We start from the raw sequence: 23246 nt of genomic DNA, 5'->3' as shown, positions 1-23246 counted from the left end.
CTGTCGACGCTCCAGCGCTCGTACCACTGAGGGTCCCCCTCCGGGCTCCGTACGCAGTGTGGCGTACGGCAGGGAGGGCTGTCGGGTCGGAGCCGATCGGGCCACCGACCGGGCATCCTCATGCGTGCGGCCCGACGAAGATGTCACGTACCCGTACGTCACATACTCGGCAGGCGCATTACCACCATACCCCGGATTCGCGCACACGCGATGGCCGATTTGGTCACGTAGTCGTCGTCACAGTGACTGACCAGGCCCTTACGGTCCGCGGCGGGCGGGCTATTGTGCGCTGCATGACGAGCTCTGACAAGCCTGGCAACGCCGCAGACGCCCCCGCCGAAACCACCGGAGCCACCGGAGTCGCCGCCCAGGACTGGGCGACGGCAGCCGCCGACCCGCAGTACCGTGCCGCGGTCGTGGACCTGCTCGGCGCGCTCGCGTACGGCGAGCTGGCGGCGTTCGAGCGGCTCGCGGAGGACGCCAAGCTGGCGCCCACGCTGGCGGACAAGGCGGAGCTGGCGAAGATGGCGTCGGCGGAGTTCCACCACTTCGAGCGGCTGCGCGACCGGCTCGCCGAGATCGGTGAGGAGCCGACGGCGGCCATGGAGCCGTTCGTGGCCGCCTACGACGGTTTCCACAAGCAGACGGACCCCTCGGACTGGCTGGAGGGTCTCGTCAAGGCCTACGTCGGCGACTCCATCGCCAGCGACTTCTACCGGGAGGTCGCCGCCCGGCTCGACTCCGACACCCGGAGTCTGGTGCTGGCCGTGCTGGACGACACCGGGCACGCGAGCTTCGCCGTGGAGAAGGTGCGCGCGGCGATCGACGCGGACCCGCGGGTGGGCGGGCGGCTGGCGCTGTGGGCGCGGCGGCTGATGGGTGAGGCGCTGTCGCAGTCCCAGCGGGTGGTCGCCGACCGGGACGCGCTGTCGACGATGCTCGTGGGCGGTGTCGCGGACGGCTTCGACCTCGCCGAGGTGGGCCGCATGTTCTCCCGGATCACCGAGGCGCACACCAAGCGGATGGCGGCGCTGGGGCTGGCGGCCTAGGCACCGCCAGGACCGGGGGCCGGGGTACCGCTCGGTCCGGGCACCACCCGGACCGGGTTCCCGTGCCGGCCGGCACGGGAAGCAAGCCCCGGCGTCAGTCCGGGCGCCGTGATCCGCCCGGGTGCGGCACGGGCCGTCCTCGCCGTCGGCGCCACCACCGGCGGCCGGTCAGGCGGTCGCCGAACGGCGCCGCAGTCTTCCCGCCGGCCGCAGCAGCAGCGACAGCGAGGCCGCCGATACGGCCGCCGCGCCCATGAGGACCAGCAGGAGCCCGCCTGCACCCAGCGCGGTGTGCGTGACGAACGCTCCGAACAGGGCCCCGGCGACACCCGTCGGCAGGACCAGGACGCGGTCGGGGAGGCGGTGCGGCAGACGGTGGGCGGCGGCCCAGGCCAGAGCGAGGCCGAGGATCGAGGCGCTGAGCGCTTCCAGGAGCATGTCGGGGTCCCTCCCACGTGGCCGGCCTGCCCAAAACGGTCATTGGCCGACTTACCCCTGACCTGCGGAATGCAATCCTCCTCCTGTGGGTGAGCTGTGCTCCGGACGGGGAAACGGGAAAGGGCCCGGCGGTCGTGGCCGCCGGGCCCTTCTCCGTGCTTCTTCCGTCGGCTACAGCGCGCCGAAGCCCACCTTGCGCGGGCTCGGCTCGCCGAGCTCGACGTACGCGAGGCGGTCGGCCGGGACCAGGACCTTGCGGCCGTGCTCGTCCACGAGGCTCAGCAGCTGCGACTTGCCGGCCAGTGCCTCGGCCACCACGCGCTCTACCTCCTCGGCACTCTGACCGCTCTCCAGAACGATCTCGCGGGGCGCGTGCTGCACGCCGATCTTGACCTCCACGGCTATGTCCCTCCGACGGTCAGTGATGTGCGCGATCTTCCGCGCCGTACCCAGCACACATTAGCCCGGTGAGGGGACGTCCACGCTCCGCCCGAGAACGCCAGGAGCGAACAGCCGGGGGGAACAAACGCCGCCGTACGCCGAACGTGCGACGGTCAGTGCTGCTCGCTGCCGTGCAACGGGAAACCGGCGATGCCCCGCCAGGCCAGCGACGTCAGCAGCTGGACCGCCTGGTCGCGCGGCACGCTGCGGTCGCTGTGCAGCCAGGCGCGGGCCACCACCTGGGCGAGGCCGCCCAGTCCGGAGGCCAGCAGCATCGACTCGGCGCGGGAGAGGCCGGTGTCCTCGGCGATGACGTCGCAGATCGCCTCGGCGCACTCGTTCGTGACCTTGTCGACGCGCTCGCGCACGGCGGGCTCGTTGGTCAGGTCCGACTCGAAGACCAGGCGGAAGGCGCCGCCGTCGTCCTCGACGTACGCGAAGTAGGCGTCCATCGTCGCCCGGACGCGCTGCTTGTTGTCGGTCGTCGACGCGAGCGCGTTCCGCACGGACTGGATCAGCGCCTCGCAGTGCTGGTCCAGCAGGGCGAGGTAGAGGTCGAGCTTGCCCGGGAAGTGCTGGTACAGCACCGGCTTGCTGACACCGGCGCGCTCGGCGATGTCGTCCATCGCGGCGGCGTGGTAGCCCTGCGCCACGAACACTTCCTGGGCGGCGCCCAGCAGCTGGTTGCGTCGGGCACGGCGGGGAAGGCGTGTGCCCCGCGGGCGTACCGCCTCTGTCTGCTCGATGGCTGTCACGCCGCCTCCCAAAGTCGTCCACGTGCGGTGTGCGCCGCGTCGCCATCGTACTTTTCGGTAACCGTGGTGTGCGCGGTGCGAGCGCAGAATTTCACGGACCGGACGGTGGCGATAGCCGCACAACAGGTTTCAAAAGGTCGCAGGCCGGGCAAAAATCGGCCTCCCTCCTGCTCGGCGGCCCCCCGCCTCAGCGGTAGTCGTCCTCGTCGTGCGAGACGACCCGGGCCTGTTCGACCAGGTCGGCCTCGTTGGCGCGGTCCGGTTCCACGTCGGTCAGCGGGTCGTCGCGGTCGGGCGTGATGTCGGCGTGCTGCTCGGCCGCGTCGGCGTCGGGGGCCTCGACGCCGAGTTCCTGAGGCTCCCGGTCCTCTTCCTCGAAGGTCTCCGGGTCGGTGGGGTCGACGGTCATGCTGGGCTCCCTTCCTACGGACGTCCCTGGATGCAGGGGCCACATGCGGGTGCCCTCTCCATGAGCCTAGGAGACACCCGATTCCGCCGCCAGGCGTCACCGTGCGCCGATCGCGGGTACCCGGCCGCCCGGCGCCGCGCCCGTGCTTGTGATGGCGAACACATGAGCCACTGCGTGATCGTCTCGTAACATTGGCGCATGTCTTCGACCGAGCTGCCGTCCGTGCCGCCCGCCAACGTGCTGCCGAAGGTGGCGGCCGTCAAGGTCGTGGAGGGCGAGCGGCTCAGCTCGGTCCACCTGCCCGGAATCACTCTGACGGTGCGCTCCAGGCGGCCGGCGCGCCAGGGGCTCCCGCCCGCGCTGTACGTCCACGGCCTCGGCGGTTCCTCGCAGAACTGGTCGGCGCTGATACCGCTGCTGGACGACGTCGTCGACAGCGAGGCCGTCGACCTGCCCGGCTTCGGTGACTCGCCGCCACCGGACGACGGCGACTACTCCGTCTCGGGTCACGCGCGCGCGGTCGTCCGCCACCTCGACGCGGCCGGGCGCGGCCCCGTCCACCTCTTCGGCAACTCGCTCGGCGGCGCGGTCGCTACGCGCGTCGCCGCGGTGCGGCCCGACCTCGTGCGCACGCTGACTCTCGTGTCGCCCGCGCTGCCGGAGATCCGCGTCCAGCGCAGCGCGGTGCCGACGGGGCTGCTGGCGCTGCCGGGAGTGGTGTCGCTGTTCACCCGGCTCACCAGGGAGTGGACCGCCGAGCAGCGGGTCCGCGGGGTGACGGCGCTCTGCTACGGCGACCCCGGGAGGGTGTCGCCGGAGGGCTTCCGCAACGCCGTGGAGGAGATGGAGCGGCGGCTGCAACTGCCGTACTTCTGGGACGCGATGGCGCGTTCGGCGCGCGGGATCGTCAGCGCGTACACCGTGGGCGGCCAGCACGGGCTGTGGCGGCAGGCCGAACGGGTTCTCGCGCCGACCCTGCTGGTCTACGGTGGACGGGACCAACTCGTCGGTCACCGCATGGCTCAGCGCGCGGCCCGCGCCTTCCGTGACTCCCGGCTGCTGACCCTGCCGGAGGCGGGACACGTGGCGATGATGGAATATCCGGAGACCGTGGCCACGGCGTTCCGCGAACTCCTCGCGGACACCGAGGGGTCGGCGGTCGGCAAGAGCACCGACGGGGCCGTCGACGACGAGCCCGCCAACCAGACCACAGGAGGCTGAGGCGCGAGTGGGACGCCACAGCCGCCGCGGACCCGCCCCCAAGGGCGACAACGCGGACGCCCCCGCGGCAGCGCGGGAGGACCGGGCCGGACGCCCGGGCCGACGACGCATGCCCGCGCCGCCGGCGAACGGAGTGCCGGGCCCGGTCGCCCAGGGCACGGTGCCGGGCGGCGCCTGGGGCCAGACGGCCCCACAGCCGCCGGACGGCACGCCGGCGCACGGCGTTCCCCGGCTCCCCGACGGCACGCCCGCGCAGGGCTTTCCGCGGGTTCAGGGCGGTACACAGGCGCAGGGCTTCCCGAGGTTCCCGGACGGCACGCCCGCCCACGGTTCGCCGCGTGTCGGGGGCGGTGCGTCTGCGCAGGGTGCCCCCGGCGGTGCGCCTGCGCGGGGTGTGCCCCGGTTCCCGGGCGGGACTCCCGCGCAGGGGATGCCCCAGGTTCGTGGCGGGCATCCCGAGCAGCGCGAAGCCGGCGGAGGCTGGGGCGACGTGGGCGGGCGGGCCGCGGCCGGACCGCAGCCCGGCGTGTCCGCGCCCGGCCGGCCCACGGGGCCCGGCGTGCCGTTCCCGCGGCAGCGGCAGGCGCCCGAGCAAGGGCCGCGGCGGGACTACCTGGACGCCTTCGGCGAGGACGACGACGTCTTCTCGACCCGCACCCAGCGCCGTACCCCCGTCCCCGCCCAGGCGCCCGACCCGTACGCCTCCGTCACCGACTGGAGGTCCGGCGACGCCCCCGGCACCCCCGGCGCCGACGACGCGGCACCCACCGGTGAACCCGCGCCGGCCAAGGGCGGCAAGGGGAGGACCTTCACCGGCATCGCCGCCGCCGCCGTCACCACCGTGCTGGCGGTCGTCGTGGCCGGCCAGGTCGCCGACGGCCAGAACGCCGAGGGCGCGCGCTCCCAGGCCGCGACCGACCAGGCCCGGGACGTCCGCGACCCCGCGTCCCGTGCGGACGAGCGGCCGATCCCGTCCGCGTCCGGTGCCGCGGCGCCGCTGACGTACGAGCAGAAGATGGCCAAGACCTATCCGCTCGGCGCCACCTACAAGGGGTCGGGGAAGTTCGAGGCGATCCCCGGCATCGACAAGGCGCCGGGGACGGGGCAGAAGTACACCTACCGCGTGGACGTGGAGCAGGGTCTCGGCCTCGACGGTGAACTCTTCGCGCAGGCCGTGCAGAAGACGCTCAACGACAACCGGAGCTGGGCGCACAACGGCGCCCGTACGTTCGAACGCATCCACTCCGGGCAGCCCGACTTCGTGATCACGCTCGCCAGCCCCGGCACCACGGCCGACTGGTGCGCCAAGTCCGGCCTCGACACCACCGAGGACAACGTCTCCTGCGACTCGGCCGCCACCGAACGCGTGATGATCAACGCCTACCGGTGGGCGCAGGGCGCCGAGCCCTTCGGCGACCAGATCCACGCCTACCGGCAGATGCTCATCAACCACGAGGTCGGCCACCGCATCGGCTACAACCACGTCTCCTGCGACAAGGACGGCGAACTCGCCCCGGTCATGCAGCAGCAGACCAAGTTCGTGGACCACGACGGAATCGACTGCCGTCCCAACGCCTGGGCCTACCCCAACGGCTGACCCGCCAGGCATGGCCGACGCGTTGCGCACGGTGACCGCTTGATCCCTTAGCGCGACCGAACGCGTCCCGCACGGGAAAGTTACGACCGTTCACCCCTTTTGGTGGCGCGATGGACAACCGTCCATCGCGCCACCGCCTGGTCCGCATACGTTCGTCCCGCTGCGAGCCGCCGGGCCAACGGCGGCTCCCCAGACGGGAGATCGGGGGTGCGCGCGTGCGCATCGGACTGCTTACGGAGGGTGGCTATCCGTATGTGAGCGGTGAGGCCGGACTCTGGTGCGACCGGCTCGTGCGCGGGCTGGGGCAGCACGAGTTCGACGTCTACGCGCTCAGCCGCAGCCGGCACCAGGAGGACGAGGGATGGGTCCCGCTGCCGCCGCAGGTCACCCGGGTGCTCACCGCGCCGCTGTGGGACGCCGACGACGACGGCCGCAGGGGCGGCTCGCAGGGGATCGTCGGAAGGGTGACGCGGAGCGACCGCTGGGCGTACGGACGGCGCGCACGCCGGCGCTTCGCCGAGTGCTACGGCGAGCTGGCCGCCACCCTCTGCACCGCCGCTCCGCAGGACCCGTCCGGTACGTCGGAACAGGCGTCGGCCGTTGAGGCGGACCGTTTCGCCAGTGCGCTGTACGGCCTCGCCGAACTCGCCCGCGACGAGGACGGACTGGCGGGCGCCCTCCGCTCGGAGACCGCCGTGCGCGCCCTGGAACGCGCCTGCCGCGCGCCCGGCGCCCCGCGTACCGCCCGCGCGGCCCGCGTCCCCGAGCTGCTGACCGTCGCCGCACGCCTCGAACGCGCCCTGCGCCCCCTGTCGCTCGACTGGTACGACGCCGACAGGCTCGGCGCGGTCGACCTGTGCCACGCGGCCTCCGGCGGTACCGCGGCCCTGCCCGGCCTGCTCGCCCGGCACTTCCACGGCGTGCCCCTGCTGGTGACGGAGTACGGCGTGCGGCTGCGGACCCACTACCTCACGGACCACGGTGCGCCGCCCGCGATACGGTCCCTGCTGGCCGCCTTCCACGGCCGGCTGGCCGCCGAGACCTACCGGCGCGCGGCCGTGATCACGCCGGGCAACGCGCACGCCCGCCGCTGGCAGGAACGCTGCGGCGCCGACCGCGCCAAGCTCCGCACGGTCCCCCCGGGCATGGACGCGGCGCCCTTCGCGGAGGCGGGGGAGTCCCCGCAGTGCGCCGATCCGCACACCCTCGTCTGGGTCGGCCGCGTCGAGCCCGCCAAGGACCTGGTCTCGCTGCTGCACGCCTTCGCGGAGATCCGCAGGCAGGAGCCCGCGGCACGGCTCAGGATCGTCGGCGCCCCCGTCGGCCCCGAGGGCGCGGCCTACCTCACCCACTGCAAGGCCCTGGCCGCACAGCTCTTCCCCGACGAGGCCACCGGTCCGCACGCCGTCGGCGACAACCCGGTGTCCTTCGAGGAGACCGGCGGGCCGGAACTGCCCTCCCGCGCCGACGCGTACGCCTCGGGCGCCCTCGTCGTCCTCTCCAGCGTCGTCGAGGGATTCCCGGCCGGCCTGGTCGAGGCCATGTTCTGCGGCCGGGCGACGGTGTCCACGGACGTCGGCGCCGTGGTGGAGGCCATCGGCGGCACCGGACTCGTCGTGCCCCCGCGCAATCCGCGGGCGCTCGCCGAGGCGTGTGTCGCCCTGCTGCGCGACCCCGAGCGCCGTGAGCGCCTGGGCGCCGCCGCGCGCGCCCGCGCGCTGGAACTGTTCACCGTCGAACAGAACGTCGCGGCATTTCACGGCATTTACCTGGACATCCTCGCGCGCACGCCGGTCCGCCGCGTCGTCCTCGACGCGACCGGAGAGCCCCTGCCGTTCGCCGTTCCCGCCGAGGCGCAAGTCACCGGCCGCTGGACCGGCCCCGCCGGCCGAGTCGTGGCCCGGGGCGGCCCCGCCTGGGCGACGGACACCCCCGTCCGCGCCACGACCGCGGCTTCCACGAGCGAGGGGGTCCGATGAGCGGCCTGGGCGAACTGGACCGCCCCGAGACCCCCAGCAGCCCGGGGGCCTGGGACGAGCGCTCACAGGAGTGCCTGGACGTGGAGAGACCCGGTGCGGGAACGCCCGCCGGTGGACGCCCGGGCGCGGGGCGCACCGAAGGGGCGACGCCGGCCGGCAAGCAGCCGGCCCCCGCCGCCCGCCGCGCCGCCGATCCCGTCAAAGCTCTGATGCACCGTCACCGCGACCTGTGCGAACGGGCCGTGGACCCCCTGGAGATCGCGGCGGGACTGGAGGCGCACGGCGTCACCGACCGGACCGCGGCCCGCTTCCGGCACCGGAACGTCTTCTCCCTCGCCGAGGAGATGTTCGCCCGCGTCCCGCGCGACGCCGATGCACCCGCGCGCCTCGCCGCACCGCCGGCGCCCCGGGTGCGAGGCACCTGGATCGTCCTCGCCCTGCTGCCCGGGGTGCTGTGCGCCGCAGCCGTGGCCGGCCTGCGCCTCACGGACGGACGGTCGCGGCTGACCGTGGCCGTCGTCGCCGTCCTCGCGGTGACCCTGGCCCTGCGCGCCGCACTGCGCCGGGGTCCGCTGAGCGCCGGTACCGACGCCGGCTCCACCTCGACCTGCTGGCTCGTCGGCTACGCCCTGCTCGGCGACGGCCTGCTGAACGCCGCCGTCACCGGAGGCCCCGACGGCCTGCCCGACGGCACCGGTGACGGACCCTGGCCCGTCACCGTCGCCCCCGTCGTGGCCCTCGCCCTGGCCTGCGCACCCGCCGCCGTAAGCGCCTACCTGTTCGCTGCCGGGGCCCGCCGCAAACTGGCCGCCAGCCGCGGACTGACGGACTTCTCGGCCTCCGTACGCCCCCTGCTGCTCGGCACGTTCGCCCTGTTCCTGGTCGCCCTGACGGCCCTGCTCGCGCTGACCGGCGCTGCCCTCGGCGAGTCCGCCGCCTACCCCCAGGCGCTCACCCTCGGCGCGCTCCTGCTGCCGGCCCGTCTCCTCGCCGTCCACGGCTTCACCCACGCCTCCAGGCTCGTCCTCACCGTCACGGCAGCAACCGAGGCGACCGCCCTCGCCACGGTCTTCGCCGGCCGCCTCCCCGGCTGCGGTTTCCTGGCCACTCCCGTCGAGGCCCTCGTGGCCGCCTCGGGCCCGGCCGGTGTCCCGGTGACGGCCTGCGGCATCGGCGCCCTGGTCCTCCTCGTGCACGCGACCCGCCGCCTCACCAGAGCGTCCGCCCACGCACCCACGGAGCAGCCGCGATGACCGCGCGCTCCGGGCAACCCCCCACCCACGTCCCGTACCACCCCCAGAAGGAGACCCCCAGATGACCACCTCCCGACCGGACGCCTCGGCCCCGGGAGCCGCGCGATGAGAGTTCTGCTGATCGGGGCCAACGGCTATATCGGCCGGTTCGTCGCCGACCGTCTGCTCGCCGACCCGGCCGTCCAGCTCACCGCCCTCGGCCGCGGCGACGACGCCGACGTCCGCTTCGACCTCGCGACCGGCAGCCCGGGCGCCCTCACCCGCTTCCTCGACGCCGTCCACCCGGGCGTCGTCGTCAACTGCGCGGGCGCCACCCGGGGCGGCGCCCGCGAACTCACCCGCCACAACACCGTCGCCGTCGCCACCATCTGCGAGGCCCTGCGCCGCAGCAGTTGCGGCGCCCGTCTGGTGCAGATCGGCTGCAGCTCCGAGTACGGGCCCAGCCAGCCCGGCTCGTCCACCGCGGAGGACGCCGTACCCCGGCCCGGCGGCCCCTACGGGGTCAGCAAACTCGCCGCCACGGAACTGGTCCTCGGCTCCGGTCTGGACGCCGTCGTCCTGCGCGTCTTCTCGCCCGCCGGCCCCGGCACGCCCGCCGGCTCCCCGCTGGGGCGCCTCGCCGAGGCGATGCGGCGCGCCATGCAGTCCGGCGACGGCGAGCTCAGGCTCGGCGGCCTCGGCGCCCAGCGCGACTTCGTCGACGTCCGCGACGTGGCGCGTGCCGTCCACGCCGCATCGCTCTCCGCCGCGCAGGGTGTCATCAACATCGGCTCCGGCCGCGCCGTCCGCCTGCGCGACGCCGCCGCCACCCTCGCCCGCGTGGCCGGCTACGGCGGCGCCCTGCACGAACTCGACGCGCCGCCCGGCGCGCTGCGGCCGGTCATCGGCCACCCCCGCACCGAATCCGTCGGCCACCGCGTCGACACCCTGGCGCACCATCGCACCGAGTCCGTCGGCCTCCACCGCCCGGATTCCCCGGTGCACCGCGGCGACCACCGCGCCGACGCCGAGCACGCGGCCCCGGTCGCCCACCCCTACCCCGACGGGTGCGGCGGCTGGCAGCAGGCCGATGTGCGCACCGCGCGCGACCGGCTCGGCTGGCGGCCCCGGATCAACCTGGAAGAGTCCCTCGCCGACATCTGGATGGAGGCGGCATGCCGTATCTGACCAGTGAGCACACGGGCACCGCGAACACCAGCGTCCGCACCGGCCTCGGGGTCCCCGGTCTCGCCCACCCCCTCGTCGCACCCGACGAGTGGGCCGGCCTCACCAGCCCCGGCACCCCCCTGCACTGGGTCGTCCTCAACGTCGCCGACGGTCCCGGCACCCAGCCCGACCCGCACTGCCTGGAGGCGTCCGGCCGGCTGCGCAACGCGGGCGTCCGCGTCCTCGGCCACCTCGACGCCGCGTACGGAGCCCGCGGCTTCGGGGAACTGATCTCCGACGCCCACCGCTATCTCGACTGGTATCAGGCCGACGGCTTCCTTCTCGACCGCTGCCCGTCCGAACGGGCCGCGCTCCCGGAGGTCCGCCGCACGGTCGGCACGCTCCGCGTCATCCGTGACGACGCCCACATCGTCCTCGGGCACGGCACCCACCCGTACCCCGGCTATGCCGAGAGCGCCGACCAGCTCGTCACGTTCTCGGGCGCCTGGAGCGACTACCGCTGGTCCCAGGCGGCCGAGTGGAGCGCCGACTACCCGCCCGAGCGCTTCTGCCACTTCGTCCACGGCGTCCCCCGCGGTCATCTGGAGGAGGCGCTGCGCATCGCCCGCTGGCAGGGCGCCGCCACGATCTACTTCACCGATCGCACGAACCGGTCCGGGCGAGTGGACCCCTGGGAGACGATGCCCGGCTACTGGGACGAGATCGTCTCGCGTATCGGGACAGGTGTCTCGGAATGAAAAAGGCCGTGGCAGTGTTACGGAGAGAACAACCGTAATGATTGACCGACCAACGGAGTCCCCGTGTCGCTGCCACCCCTGGTCGAGCCGGCCGCCGAGCTCACCGTAGACGAGGTCCGCAGGTACTCCCGCCACCTGATCATCCCCGATGTGGGGATGGACGGGCAGAAGCGGCTGAAGAACGCCAAGGTGCTCGCCGTGGGCGCGGGCGGCCTCGGCTCGCCGACCCTGATGTACCTGGCGGCAGCCGGTGTCGGCACGCTCGGCATCGTGGAGTTCGACGAGGTCGACGAGTCGAACCTGCAGCGTCAGGTCATCCACAGCCAGGCCGACATCGGCCGTTCCAAGGCCGAGTCCGCCCGCGACACCATCAAGGGCATCAACCCGTACGTGGACGTGGTCCTTCACCAGGAGCGGCTCGAGGCCGACAACGTGATGGACATCTTCAGCCAGTACGACCTGATCGTCGACGGTACGGACAACTTCGCGACCCGCTACCTGGTCAACGACGCCTGTGTGCTGCTGAACAAGCCCTACGTCTGGGGCTCGATCTACCGCTTCGACGGCCAGGCCTCCGTCTTCTGGTCCGAGCACGGTCCCTGCTACCGCTGCCTCTACCCGGAGCCCCCGCCCCCCGGCATGGTCCCCTCCTGCGCCGAGGGCGGCGTCCTGGGCGTGCTGTGCGCGTCCATCGGCTCCATCCAGACCAACGAGGCCATCAAGCTCCTCGCGGGCATCGGCGAGCCGCTGGTCGGCCGCCTGATGATCTATGACGCCCTGGAGATGCAGTACCGCCAGGTCAAGGTCCGCAAGGACCCGAACTGCGCGGTCTGCGGCGAGAACCCGACCGTCACCGAGCTCATCGACTACGAGGCCTTCTGCGGCGTCGTGTCCGAGGAGGCCCAGGCGGCGGCCGCCGACTCCACGATCACTCCCAAGCAGCTCAAGGAGTGGATCGACGACGGCGAGAACATCGAGCTCATCGACGTCCGCGAGCCGAACGAGTTCGAGATCGTCTCCATCCCGGGCGCCCGGCTGATCCCGAAGAACGAGTTCCTCATGGGCTCCGCCCTGGAGAGCCTCCCGCAGGACAAGAAGATCGTCTTGAACTGCAAGACGGGTGTCCGCAGTGCGGAAGTCCTCGCGGTCCTGAAGTCCGCGGGCTTCTCGGACGCCGTCCACGTCGGCGGCGGCGTGATCGGCTGGGTCAACCAGATCGAGCCGGAGAAGCCGGTGTACTGAGCCGTCACCGGCTCGGGACATCCGGGATCCGCTCGTCCCGGTCTCCGAACGGCGGGGGTTTCGCGCACCGCAGGTGCCCGAAGCCCCCGCCGTCGTCATGAGCAGACCTTGCCGTCCTTCGGCACCGTTCCCTTCAGCAGATAGGCGTCGACCGTGGAGTCGACGCAGTCGCTGCCGCTCCCGTACGCCCCGTGGCCCTCGCCCTTCCAGGTGAGCACCACACCGACGTCCTTGCCCAGCTCGTCCGCCATCCTGCGGGCGCCCTCGTAGGGCGTGGCCGGGTCGCCGGTGTTGCCGACCACGAGGATCGGCGCCGCTCCGGGCGCGCTCACCTCCGGCGTCTCGTGCTGCCCGGGCACCGGCCAGTCGTGGCACCAGCCGGCCGTGTCCCAGCCGAGGAAGGGGCCGAACACGGGGGAGATCTCCTCGAACTCGGGCAGCCGCTTCCTGGTCTCCGCCGCCGTCGGCCGCTGCTTGCCGTCCAGGCACGATATGACCCGCTGCGAGTGGGTCGTCGTGCCGTAGTGCCCCGATCCGTCGCGCTCGTTGTAGCCGTCGGCGAGGGCCAGCAGCTCCGAGCCGTCACCGTCCTGGGCCGCCGCCAGCGCACTCGTCAGGGTCGGCCAGCCGTCCTTGCTGTACAGCGGCAGCACGATGCCGGTGATCGCGAGCGTCTGCGTCAGCTTCCGTCCCCCGGACGACGTCGGCAGCGGCTCCGCGTCGATCCGCTTCAGCAGGTCGGCGATCTTTCGCGTGCCCCGCTCGGGGTCCTGCCCCGTGGACTTCAGGTAGTCGTCCAGCGCGCGCTGGAAGCCTCGCGTCTGGTTCTCCGCGTGGCCCATGGTGTCGGCGCTCGGGTCCACGACCGCGTCGAGGACCATCCGGCCCACGTGCTTCGGGAACAGGTGGGCGTAGACACCGCCGAGTTCGGTGCCGTAGGAGATGCCGAAGTAGTGCATCTTCTCGTCGCCCAGCACATGCCGCATCAGGTCCATGTCGCGGGCGGTGTCCGTGGTCGAGACGTGCGCCATCAGCTTGCCGACGGCCTTCTCGCAGCCCTTGCCGAAGTCGGCGGCGTCCTTGAAGAACGCCTGCTCCTCGGCCGGGGTGTCCGGCGTCGCGTCCACCGACTCGGCGTCCCCGATCGCCTCGTCGTCGCGGCAGCGGATGCCCTCGCTGGCGGCCACCCCTCGCGGGTCCCAGCTCACCAGGTCGTAGCGCTCGTGCAGTGCGGAGACGGTGTCGGCGTAGGACGGCATCATGGACACGCCCGAGCCGCCGGGTCCGCCGAAGTTGAACAGCAGGGAGCCGGCGCGCCGGTCGCCGCTCGCCTTGGACCTGATCAGGGCCAGCCCTATCGTCTCGCCGTCCGGCTCGGCCCAGTCGAGCGGCGCCTCGAGCGTGGCGCACTGCCAGTCGCCGCCCGGCGCGGGAGCGTCCGCGGTGCCCTTGCAGCGGCCCCAGTCGAGCGTCTGGGAGGCCAGCGACGCGGGCACCCCGGAGGGCGGCGCCGCGGACGGCCGCGCACTGCTCGCGTCCCCGTCCTTCTGATCGTCGCCGGACGAGCCGCCGCTGCAGCCCACCGTCAGCAGTGCGGCGGCGGCGGCCAGAGCCGTCCACCGTACGAGACGTGCCATGAACAATCCCCCCTCGCCGGCCCTCCGCACCGTGCGGCGGATGGCGTCATGCCATCGTAGGCGGCGGGCATGACGCCCGCCGGGCCCTGTGGACAACGCTGTGGCCTGGGAGTTCGGGAAGGTGGCGCGCGTCGGAGATCAGGAGCAGACGGTCCCGGCCGACGGCACCTTCCCGTCCAGCAGATAGCCGTGCACCGCGTCCTGCACGCACTTGTTCCCGCTGTTGTAGGCCCCGTGCCCCTGCCCCTTGTACGTCAGCTCCACCCCGACGCCCTTGCCCAGCGCGTCGGCCATCCGCGCCGCGCCCTCGTAGGGCGTCGCCGGGTCGCCGGTGTTGCCGATCACCAGGACCGGCGGCGCGCCGGGCGCGCTGACGTCGGGGTGGTCGGCCGCGCCGGGCACCGCCCAGTCGGTGCAGCTGACCATGCCCCAGGCGAGGGAGTCGCCGAACAGCGGGGAGGCCTTGCGGAACGCGGGCAGCTTCTCCTCCACGTACGCGGGGCCGTACCGGGCTTTGTCGTCGGCGCAGTTGATGGAGATGTTCGCCGCGGTGCTGTTGCTGTACTCGCCGTTCTCGTCGCGCCCGTTGTACGAGTCCGCCAGCACCATGAGGATCCTGCCGTCTCCGTCGTAGGCCTGCTCCAGGCCCTCGGTGAGGTACTGCCACAGGTCCCTCGAGTACAGCGCCTGGAGGATGCCGCCCGTCGCGGCGGACTGGGTGAGGTCGCGGGGGAACACGCCGGGAATCGGTTTGCGGTCGAGGTCCTTCAGCAGCCGCGCGATGCGGTTCTCGACGTCCTGGACGCTGTCGCCGACGGGACAGTCCTCGACCTTGGACACGCAGTCCTCGGCGTAGTTGTCGAGGGCGAGCTGGAAGCCCTCGGCCTGCCCGAGCGAGCTCTGTTCGGCGTTCTGCGTGGGGTCGACGACCGCGTCGAAGACGGCTCGGCCCACCTGCTTCGGGAACAGGTGGGCGTAGACGCCGCCGAGTTCGGTGCCGTAGGAGATGCCGAAGTAGTACAGCTTGTCGTCGCCGAGGACCTGGCGCATCAGGTCCATGTCGCGGGCCGCGTCGGTGGTGGCCACATGCGGCAGCATCGTCTTCGAGTGCTTCTCGCAGGCGGCATTGAATCCCTTGGTGTTGTCCAGCAGCTCGGTGCGCTCGGCCGCGTCGTCGGGGGTGGCGTCCTGCTGGAAGTACGTGTCGAGCTGCTCGTCGTCCAGGCACTCCACCGGGGCGCTGCGGCCGACCCCGCGCGGGTCGAAGCTGACCAGGTCGTATCGGGTGCGGAGGTTCGCGTAGTCCTCGCCGAAGGCGGGCAGGGTGGTGACGCCCGATTGGCCGGGGCCGCCGAAGTTGAAGACCAGCGAGCCGATCCGCCGGTCCGCCGCGCCGTCGGCCTTCGCCCGGATCAGCGCGAGGCCGATCGTGTCGCCCTCGGGGTCGTCCCAGTCGCGCGGGGCCTTCATGGTGGCGCACTGCCAGTCGCCGCCGTTCGGCAGCGGGGAGGGCGGAGGGCCGCCGCCCTCGGCCTGGGACGGTGCCGGGCAGTCCTCCCAGGCGAGCTTCTGGTCCGTCAGGTCCGTGTCGTCCCGTGGACCGTCGCCGCAGCCCGCGAGGAGGGCGGACAGCAGTACGGCGGTGGCGGTGAGGGCGGCGGCGCGCAGCCGGGTGGGAATCGGCATGCCCCCATCGTGCGGCCGGGCGGGTCCGTGCGCCCGGGGCACGAGCCGTACGAGGTACGGGGCGGGGCAGGGTTCTCGCTCCCTACAGCGCTTCTTTCCGGGACAGGTGGTTGAACGCCAGCCAGCCCGGCAGCACCGGCAGCCACAGGGTGAGCAGCCGGAACAGCAGCACCGCCGGTGCGGCGACCTCCTTGGGCAGGCCGACAGCGATCAGGCCGACCGTCAGGGTCGCCTCCACCGCGCCGACACCGCCCGGCGTCGGTGCCGCGGACCCCAGCGCGTTGCCCGCGAGGAAGACGACGGCGACGCTCGCGAGGCTGATCGAGGACGACTCGTCGCCGAAGGCCCGGATCGAGGCGTCCAGGCACATCACGAAGCAGGCGGTGAGCAGCAGCATGCCGCCGATCCCGGTGACCAGCTTCTGCGGCCGCTGGAGGACGTCCAGCATGCGCGGCACGACGCCGGCGAAGAGCGACCGTACGCGCGTGACGACGAACTTCCGCAGGAACGGCACCGACGTCACCACGAGCACGAGCACCGCCACCGTCAGCAGACCGGCGATGACCGTCCGGGACGGCGACAGCGAGGGTGTCTTCTCGGTGCCGGTCAGGTAGCCGAAGGACAGCAGCATCAGGATGTGGCAGCCGAGCCCGAACAGCTGCGACGCGCCGACGCTCGCCACCGCGAGCCCCGGCCGTACTCCCGCCCGCTGAAGGAACCGGGTGTTCAGCGCGACGCCGCCGACCGCCGCCGGAGCGACGATCTTGACGAACGACCCGGCCACCTGTGCGGCCACGGTCCGTACGAACGGCACCCGCTCGGGCACGAACCCGAGCAGGGCCATCGCCGCGGCGACATAGCTCGCCGCCGAGAACAGCACGGCCGCGGCGACCCAGCCCCACTGGGCGTTCGCGATCAGCGGCCCGAACTCGATGTGCGTGAGCTGGGTCAGCAGGAAGTACGCGCCGATCGCACCGGCGATGAAACTGATCAGCGTGCGGGGGCGCACCCGCTCGAGCCGGGCCGGCTCGACAGGGGCCTGCGGCCTGATCCGCAGCACCGCGTGCCGGATCTGCGTGAGCAGGTCCTCCTCGCGGGCCTCCTCCAGCGCATCGTCCAGGGCCCGCTTCTCGGCCCGCTGCTCCGCGCGCGCGGCCTTCTTGTCGGGCTTGCCGGGTACGGCGGCCTCTTCCGCGCCGGCCGCCTCGGAGCGGGCCAGCTTGGCGTGGCGGGACGCCTCGAGGACCGCTTCCCGTTCGCGCTCGGCCCGCTCCCGGGCCAGCTTGCGCAGGGTCGCGCGGGTGGAGCGGCTGAGCGCGATGGGCTGGAGCATCGGCAGGCAGTCGGCCACGGCGTCGGGGCCGAGCACGTCCACGGCCGAGGCGACCGCGCGTTCGGCGCCGACCCGCAGGCCGAGCGTCACCAGGAGCTGGGAGATGTCCATGCGCAGCAGCAGGTCGCCGGCGGCGATCTCGCCGATGCGCAGCTCGGTGAGGATCACGGTGCCGGAACGATCCACCAGGATGGCGTCGCCCACCAGCCGGCGATGCGCGATGCGCCGGGACTGCAGGGCCCGCACCTGCTCCCAGGCCTCGCGCAGCAGGCCGTCGGTGATCTCTTCGTCCGGCAGGGAGTCGAGGGTGCGGCCGCCGGTGTGCTCGTAGACGAGCATCACGGCGTCGGGACCGAGTTCGGACGTCGCGATCAGCTTCGGCGCGTTGGCTCCGGCCGCGATCGCCGCGTAGGCGAGCAGCGCCTCCTGTTCCAGCGCCTGCCGCAGCGAGGGGAGGCTGCTGCGGGTGGCGAAGCCGCGCAGTGTCAGATTGCGCCACGCGCGGTAGAAGAAGCCCTGCGCCTGCTGCTCGCGGTCCACGACCGTCACGTCCAGCGGCCGGCCGTCCTCCAGCGTGACGAAGTAGCGCCGGCCCCGGTCGCCGGTCTCGGCGTTGTCCTGCGGCGCCTCCTCGCGGGCGGCGGTCACCGGGCGGAAACCGACGGTCCGCAGGCCCGCCATCAGCGTCCGGCCGGTGGGGCGGGCGTTGGGGGAGCCGACCGCGTACAGCGTTCCGTAGGCCACCGTCCAGCCGATCAGAACGGTCAGGATGATCGAGAACGGCGTCGTGTAGCCGGTGACGAGCATGGAGAAGGCGTCGAGGAGCAGCACGATCCACAGCACCGCGCGCCAGCGGGGTCTGCGGGACATCCCGACGGCCGTCATGTAGGCGATGACCGGTGCGAGGTAGCCGTGCACCGGGTCGGTGAGCGCGTGGATGTCGCCCGGTGAGGGCTGGGTGAGCGCCTCCTGGATGGAACCGGGGGCCGCCTTGGCCACCCACAGGTCCGTGGCGAGCGTCACCCCGTGCGCGAGGACCGCGGCGAGCACACCGTCGGCGATCCGCAGCCCGTCCCGTTTGATCAGCCGCTCGACGGCGAACGCGACGGGCACCAGGAGGATCGCGATGCTGGAGGCCAGTCCCGCGACCTTGATCAGCAGGTCGGGGGCCTGTCCGGTGCCCTTGTTGATGTCCTGTTCGAGACCCGAGGTGGTGCCGTGCGCGAAGGCGGCGACGGCGAGCAGCACGACGACCGCCAGCACGCCCACCAGCAGCCGCATCAGGTCGGACGGCCGGTGCACGCGCGAGGGGAGGAGTGGTTCGTCACCCTCCACCTCGTCGATGTGTGCCACGTCGTCGGGGGCGGCGGCGGTCGCCGAGGGGCCGCCGACCGCGTTCCGGGTGGTCTTCTCGTCCCCGTCGGTGGGCTTCTCGCCACCGTCGGTGGTCTTCTCGCCGCCGGCGGCGGACTGCTCGCCACTGCCGCCGGGCTTCTCGTCGCCGTCGCCGGGCTTCCCGCCGCCGGCGGCCGCGTCCGGGCGCGACGAAGCGTCAGAGGTGCCCTCGGCGTCCTCGGGGTGCACACCCTGCTGCTTCATCGCCTCTTCTTGCTCTCGTATCACTGGTCACCGACCGCACGATGGTGGCATGCCGGACCGACAGCCGGGGGCATCAGGGTGCCCGTGCGGGCGGCACAGTCTGCCCGAAGCCTCGCTCGCGGGCGAGGGACGCGCACCGTCGCGAGCGCGTCGCGTTGTCGGTGGGGTGGGGCAGGATGGGGCGGATGAGCGAGCAGAGCCTTCCGGACGAGGTCCCTCCGGAGTACGGGGACGCGCTGCCCGAGTACGCCGAGCGGGTCCTCGACGTCGCCGAACTGGTTCCGCCGGGCCGCGTCATGACGTACGGGGACGTCGCCGAGTACCTGGAGGAGGGCGGCCCCCGGCAGGTCGGCCGTGTGATGTCCCTCTACGGCGGAGGCGTCTGCTGGTGGCGGATCGTCCGCGCCGACGGGGTCCTGCTCGCCGGGCACGAACTCGAGGCGCTCGGCCACTACCGGGCGGAGGGCACGCCCCTGAAGGAGGCGAGCAGAGCCGCCGCGGGCCATCTGCCGCGCATCGATCTGAGACGAGCCCGGTGGGACGGCGGCGAACGCGCGCAGGGTCACACCTGACAGCTTCCGACATCGGGCGGCCCGGTGTGTGACCAGTGATCCGTATGAGGGAACCGGGACACATCGGACACGTTCGTGACATGACGTACGTTCGAGGGGCGGGAGACACACGCGCCGTGAGTGACCCGAGGGAAGAAGAGGAAGTCCTGCTTCCGCCTCATGCGTCGGCGTAGCGTCGGCCGCGCGCGTCCCCCTCATACGGCGGCCACCGCCGTCCCCGCAGGACGGACAGCCCACCAGCACACCCACCAGGACCGGCGAACCACGTGAGCTCCTCTTCCTCCACCGGACGCCCGTCGCGCCCCCAGGCGCGACGGGGGAGCTCCGGCGCCTACCGACTGGTGCGTACCCAGCCGCCGCGTGTGGCTCCCCCTCGTCTGGACGCCGCGCAGCGCGCCGTGGTTGACCACGGGGGCGGGCCGCTGCTCGTCCTCGCCGGTCCGGGCACCGGCAAGACCACCACCCTGGTCGAGTCCGTCGCGGACCGGATCGCCCGTGGCGGCGACCCGGAGCGGATCCTGGTCCTGACCTTCAGCCGCAAGGCGGCCGTCGAGCTGCGCGACCGGATGGCGCTGCGCATGGGCGCCGCGCGCGCTCCCCGGGCGACCACCTTTCACTCCTTCGGTTACGCCCTGGTCCGCGCCCACCAGGACAGCGAGCTGTTCGTGGAGCCGCTGCGGCTGCTGTCCGGTCCGGAGCAGGACGTGGCGGTCCGCGGGTTGCTGGCCGGACAGGCGGACCTGGAGCGGCTCGGCCTGGCGCACGTGCGCTGGCCCGACGAGCTGCGCGCCTGCCTGACCACCCGCGGCTTCGCCGACGAGGTCCGCGCGGTCCTCGCCCGCAGCCGTGAGCTGGGCCTCGGCCCGGACGCCCTGGAGGCGTTCGCCCGGCGCATCGGCCGCCCCGACTGGCGGGCCGCCGCAGCCTTCCTCGCCGAGTACCTCGACGTACTCGACCTGCAGGGCGTCCTCGACTACGCGGAACTCGTCCACCGTGCGGTGCTGCTCGCCCGCCGCCCCGAGGTCGCCGCGCAGCTGGCCGCGCGGTACGACGCCGTGTACGTCGACGAGTACCAGGACACCGACCCGGCCCAGATACGGCTGCTGCACGCCCTGGCGGGCGGCGGACGCACCCTCGTCGCCTTCGGCGACCCCGACCAGTCGATCTACGCTTTCCGGGGCGCGGACGTGAACGGCATCCTCGACTTCCCGCACGCCTTCCCGCGCGCGGACGGCCGCCCCGCGCCGGTGGAGGTGCTGCGGACCTCGCGCCGCTCCGGGGCCGCCCTGCTGGCCGCGACCCGGCTGCTGACCCAGCGCATGCCGCTGACCCGCCTGCCCGCCGACAAGGTGCGCGCGCACCGCGAGCTCGCCTCCGTACGGGACGGGGGGCGTGTCGAGGTGTACACCTACCCGACGTCCGGCACCGAGCTCGACAACATCGCCGACATCCTGCGCCGGGCCCACCTCGAGGACGGGGTCCCCTGGAGCGACATGGCCGTCCTCGTGCGCGCCGGCTCGCGCACCATCCCGGCGGTGCGCCGCGCGCTCACCGCGGCCGGGGTCCCGCTGGACGTCGACGGCGACGACCTGCCCCTGCGGCACGAGCCGGCGGTGGCACCGCTGCTGACGGCCCTGCGCGCGGTGGCGACGGCGGAGGCGGAGGAGCGGCCGCGCACCCGCGCCGGCGACGCGGCGGAAACCGAGCGCGGCTCGGGGGGCGTGCCCGAGGCCGTGCCCGGTCCCGGCGGCGTGTCCGATGCCGGGCCCGGCGTCGGTGGGGTGCCTGATGCCGAGCCTGGCTCCGGGGACGTGCCCGGCGTCGGTGAGGTGCCCGAGACGGCCCCTGGCGGCGGTGTGCCCGAGGCCGCGCTCGGCGCCGGCGAGGCGCCACAGGCCGCGTCGTACGCCGGCGGCGTACCTCACGTCGTGCCCGGTCCCGGCGACGTGCCCCGCGCCGAGCCCGGCCCCGACGACGTAACGGAAACGGGGCCCGGCCCCGACGACGTGCTCGAAACCGAGCCCGACCGCGACGACGTACCCCGAACCGAGCCCGTCGCCGGCGACGTGCCCGAAGCCGGCCGCGCGGCAGACCCCGCCGGAGGCGCCTGCTGGCTCGGTACCGAGACCGCCCTCACCCTGCTCACCTCCCCCCTGGCCGGCATGGACGCCGCCGACCTGCGCCGCCTCGGACGCGCCCTGCGCGACGAGGAACGCGCCGCCGGCAACCCGCTGCCACCGCCCTCGGACGAGCTGCTCGCCCGCGCCCTGGCCGAGCCCGAGCGCCTCGCGGTGCACGACCCGGCGTACGCGCGCGGTGCCCAGCGCCTCGGCGCGCTGCTCCGCAAGGCCCGCGAGCGCCTCGCCGGTGGCGGCAGCGCCGAGGAGGCACTGTGGGACCTGTGGGACGGCACCCCGTGGCCCACCCGCCTGGAACGCTCGGCCAGGCGCGGCGGCGCCGCCGGACGCAACGCCGACCGCGACCTGGACGCCGTGTGCGCCCTGTTCGCGACCGCCGCGCGCGCGGAGGAGCGTACCGGCGGGCGCGGCGCGCTGAACTTCCTGGAGGAGATCGACGCCGAGGACATCGCCGCGGACACCCTCACGCGGCGTGCCGTCCGACCCGACGCCGTCCGCCTGATGACCGCGCACCGCTCCAAGGGACTCGAGTGGCGGCTGGTCGTCGTCGCGGGCGTCCAGGAGGGCCTGTGGCCGGACCTGCGCCGCCGCGGCTCCCTGCTGGAGGCGGACCGGATCGGCCGCGACGGACTCGCCGAACCCCTCACCCCCGGCGCGCTGCTCGCCGAGGAGCGCCGCCTGTTCTACGTGGCCGCCACGCGCGCGCGGGAACGCCTCGTCGTGACCGCCGTGAAGGCACCGGCCGACGACGGTGACCAGCCCTCCCGGTTCCTGACCGAACTCGGCGTCGAGCCCTCCGACGTCACCGGCCGCCCACGCCGCCCCCTGGCCGTCGCGGCCCTCGTCGCCGAACTGCGCGCCACCACCGTGGACCCGCGCGTCTCCGCACCCCTGCGCGAGGCCGCCGCCCGCCGGCTGGCCCGCCTCGCCGCGCTCGCCGACGAGGACGGCCGCCCGCTGGTGCCGTCCGCCCATCCCTACCGCTGGTGGGGCATGTGGGACCCGACCGAGAGCAAGGTGCCGCTGCGCGACCGCGACCAGCCCGTCACCCTCTCCGGCAGCGCCCTCGACCAGCTCGCCAACACCTGCGCCCTCCAGTGGTTCCTCGGCCGTGAGGTGAAGGCGGACGCTCCCGCCACCGCCGCCCAGGGCTTCGGCAACGTGGTGCACGTGCTGGCCGACGAGGTCGCCTCCGGGCACACCCCGGCCGACCTCGACGTCCTCATGGAACGCCTGGACTCGGTGTGGAACGCGCTCGCCTTCGACGCGCCGTGGAAGTCGGCGCAGGAGAAGGCCAACGCCCGCGTGGCTCTCGAACGCTTCCTGAAGTGGCACGTCATGGACCGCGCCGGGCGCACACCGGTGGCGAGCGAGCACGACTTCGACGTGACCCTGGAGGCGGGCGACTACGAGGTCCGCATCCGCGGCCAGATGGACCGCGTCGAGGCCGACGGCGACGGCCGCGCCTACGTCGTCGACTTCAAGACCGGCAAACAGGCGCCCAGCTCGGCCGAGGTGGCCCGCCACCCCCAGCTCGCCGTCTACCAGCTCGCCGTCCGCGAGGGCGCCGTCGACGAGGCCTTCGACGGGGTGCGCCCCGAGCCGGGCGGCGCGGAACTCGTCCAGCTGCGCCAGGGCGCGGCCAAGCGCGACGGCGGCGAGACGCTGCCCAAGGTGCAGGCGCAGGACTCCCTGGCGGGCCCGGAGGGGGAGTGGGTCGGGGACCTGCTGGCCACGGCCGCCGGCAAGGTCCTCGACGAACGGTTCACGCCCACCGCGGGCCAGCACTGCACGCACTGCGCCTTCCGCGCGTCGTGCAGCGCGCGGCCCGAAGGGCGGCACGTCGTGGAGTAGGGCAGCCGGCCGCGGCCCGGGAGGACCGCTCGCCGTGGACCGGAGCGCCGGGTGTGACCAGACGCACCACACGTGCTGACCTGCGCTTCTCCCCGCCCGCAGGCCGCATCCGGCATCCACTGTCAGTCGCCGCCGCTAG

At 73.5% G+C, this 23246-nt stretch carries 17 protein-coding genes; 10 read left to right on the top strand and 7 right to left on the bottom strand.

The window, feature by feature from the left end; genetic code table 11:
* Positions 1 to 293: 293 nt before the first annotated feature.
* Entirely contained in the window at positions 294 to 1049 is a 756-nt protein-coding gene (locus tag IEZ05_RS05080) for a ferritin-like domain-containing protein (RefSeq protein WP_189228784.1), read from the top strand.
* A 168-nt stretch (positions 1050 to 1217) separates the two neighbouring features.
* Here the strand turns inward: IEZ05_RS05080 and IEZ05_RS05075 are convergent, their stop codons facing one another.
* From IEZ05_RS05075 to IEZ05_RS05060, 4 genes are all read right to left on the bottom strand, one after another.
* Positions 1218 to 1487, bottom strand: coding sequence for a hypothetical protein (locus IEZ05_RS05075; RefSeq protein ID WP_189228783.1), 270 nt, complete (start codon positions 1485 to 1487; stop codon positions 1218 to 1220).
* A 171-nt stretch (positions 1488 to 1658) separates the two neighbouring features.
* The gene (locus IEZ05_RS05070; protein WP_161168724.1) at positions 1659 to 1886 is read right to left on the bottom strand and encodes a DUF3107 domain-containing protein; all 228 of its coding nucleotides are present in this window, start codon (positions 1884 to 1886) and stop codon (positions 1659 to 1661) included.
* A 155-nt stretch (positions 1887 to 2041) separates the two neighbouring features.
* Positions 2042 to 2683: a TetR/AcrR family transcriptional regulator gene (locus IEZ05_RS05065; RefSeq protein WP_077801099.1), complete on the bottom strand. Its 642-nt coding sequence runs from the start codon at positions 2681 to 2683 to the stop codon at positions 2042 to 2044.
* 187 nt (positions 2684 to 2870) lie between these two features.
* Positions 2871 to 3092: a hypothetical protein gene (locus IEZ05_RS05060; RefSeq protein ID WP_189228782.1), complete on the bottom strand. Its 222-nt coding sequence runs from the start codon at positions 3090 to 3092 to the stop codon at positions 2871 to 2873.
* A 198-nt stretch (positions 3093 to 3290) separates the two neighbouring features.
* Here IEZ05_RS05060 and IEZ05_RS05055 point away from each other — a divergent pair, with 198 nt between their 5' ends.
* The 7 genes from IEZ05_RS05055 (at position 3291) to moeZ (ending at position 12288) form a co-directional block, all read left to right on the top strand.
* On the top strand, positions 3291 to 4313 hold the full coding sequence (locus IEZ05_RS05055) for an alpha/beta fold hydrolase (RefSeq protein ID WP_189228781.1): 1023 nt from the start codon (positions 3291 to 3293) through the stop codon (positions 4311 to 4313).
* 7 nt (positions 4314 to 4320) lie between these two features.
* Complete coding sequence (locus IEZ05_RS05050) at positions 4321 to 5910, top strand: DUF3152 domain-containing protein (RefSeq protein WP_189228780.1); 1590 nt, start codon at positions 4321 to 4323, stop codon at positions 5908 to 5910.
* Between the two features lie 215 nt (positions 5911 to 6125).
* On the top strand, positions 6126 to 7889 hold the full coding sequence (locus IEZ05_RS05045) for a DUF3492 domain-containing protein (RefSeq protein WP_229869571.1): 1764 nt from the start codon (positions 6126 to 6128) through the stop codon (positions 7887 to 7889).
* A complete protein-coding gene (locus IEZ05_RS05040; RefSeq protein ID WP_189228778.1) occupies positions 7886 to 9142 on the top strand; it encodes a hypothetical protein in 1257 nt (418 codons plus the stop codon). Before IEZ05_RS05045 ends, IEZ05_RS05040 begins: the two co-directional genes overlap by 4 nt.
* A 105-nt stretch (positions 9143 to 9247) precedes the next feature.
* Positions 9248 to 10309, top strand: coding sequence for an NAD-dependent epimerase/dehydratase family protein (locus tag IEZ05_RS05035; protein ID WP_189228777.1), 1062 nt, complete (start codon positions 9248 to 9250; stop codon positions 10307 to 10309).
* Positions 10297 to 11046 carry a spherulation-specific family 4 protein gene (locus IEZ05_RS05030; RefSeq protein ID WP_189228776.1) on the top strand — a complete coding sequence of 250 codons (750 nt, stop codon included), beginning with the start codon at positions 10297 to 10299 and terminating at the stop codon, positions 11044 to 11046. The genes IEZ05_RS05035 and IEZ05_RS05030 overlap by 13 nt, the downstream gene beginning before the upstream one ends.
* Positions 11047 to 11109: 63 nt before the next feature.
* The gene (moeZ, locus tag IEZ05_RS05025) at positions 11110 to 12288 is read left to right on the top strand and encodes an adenylyltransferase/sulfurtransferase MoeZ (protein WP_189228775.1); all 1179 of its coding nucleotides are present in this window, start codon (positions 11110 to 11112) and stop codon (positions 12286 to 12288) included.
* A 95-nt stretch (positions 12289 to 12383) separates the two neighbouring features.
* Here the strand turns inward: moeZ and IEZ05_RS05020 are convergent, their stop codons facing one another.
* The 3 genes from IEZ05_RS05020 to IEZ05_RS05010 form a co-directional block, all read right to left on the bottom strand.
* Positions 12384 to 13925 carry an alpha/beta hydrolase gene (locus tag IEZ05_RS05020; protein ID WP_189228774.1) on the bottom strand — a complete coding sequence of 514 codons (1542 nt, stop codon included), beginning with the start codon at positions 13923 to 13925 and terminating at the stop codon, positions 12384 to 12386.
* Positions 13926 to 14063: 138 nt separating this feature from the next.
* Positions 14064 to 15611: an alpha/beta hydrolase gene (locus tag IEZ05_RS05015; RefSeq protein ID WP_189228773.1), complete on the bottom strand. Its 1548-nt coding sequence runs from the start codon at positions 15609 to 15611 to the stop codon at positions 14064 to 14066.
* A gap of 82 nt (positions 15612 to 15693) precedes the next feature.
* Complete coding sequence (locus IEZ05_RS05010) at positions 15694 to 18543, bottom strand: lysylphosphatidylglycerol synthase transmembrane domain-containing protein (RefSeq protein ID WP_189228772.1); 2850 nt, start codon at positions 18541 to 18543, stop codon at positions 15694 to 15696.
* Positions 18544 to 18728: 185 nt separating this feature from the next.
* Between IEZ05_RS05010 and IEZ05_RS05005 the strand changes: the two genes are divergently transcribed.
* Positions 18729 to 19115: an MGMT family protein gene (locus IEZ05_RS05005; RefSeq protein ID WP_308426877.1), complete on the top strand. Its 387-nt coding sequence runs from the start codon at positions 18729 to 18731 to the stop codon at positions 19113 to 19115.
* Between the two features lie 362 nt (positions 19116 to 19477).
* Positions 19478 to 23107, top strand: coding sequence for a UvrD-helicase domain-containing protein (locus IEZ05_RS05000; protein WP_229869570.1), 3630 nt, complete (start codon positions 19478 to 19480; stop codon positions 23105 to 23107).
* Positions 23108 to 23246 lie beyond the last annotated feature (139 nt).

The sequence above is a fragment of the Streptomyces flaveolus genome (assembly GCF_014648815.1).
GTDB lineage: Bacteria > Actinomycetota > Actinomycetes > Streptomycetales > Streptomycetaceae > Streptomyces > Streptomyces flaveolus.
The sequence above is the reverse complement of the archived record's forward strand: the minus strand, read 5'-3'. Positions and strand labels throughout refer to the sequence as shown.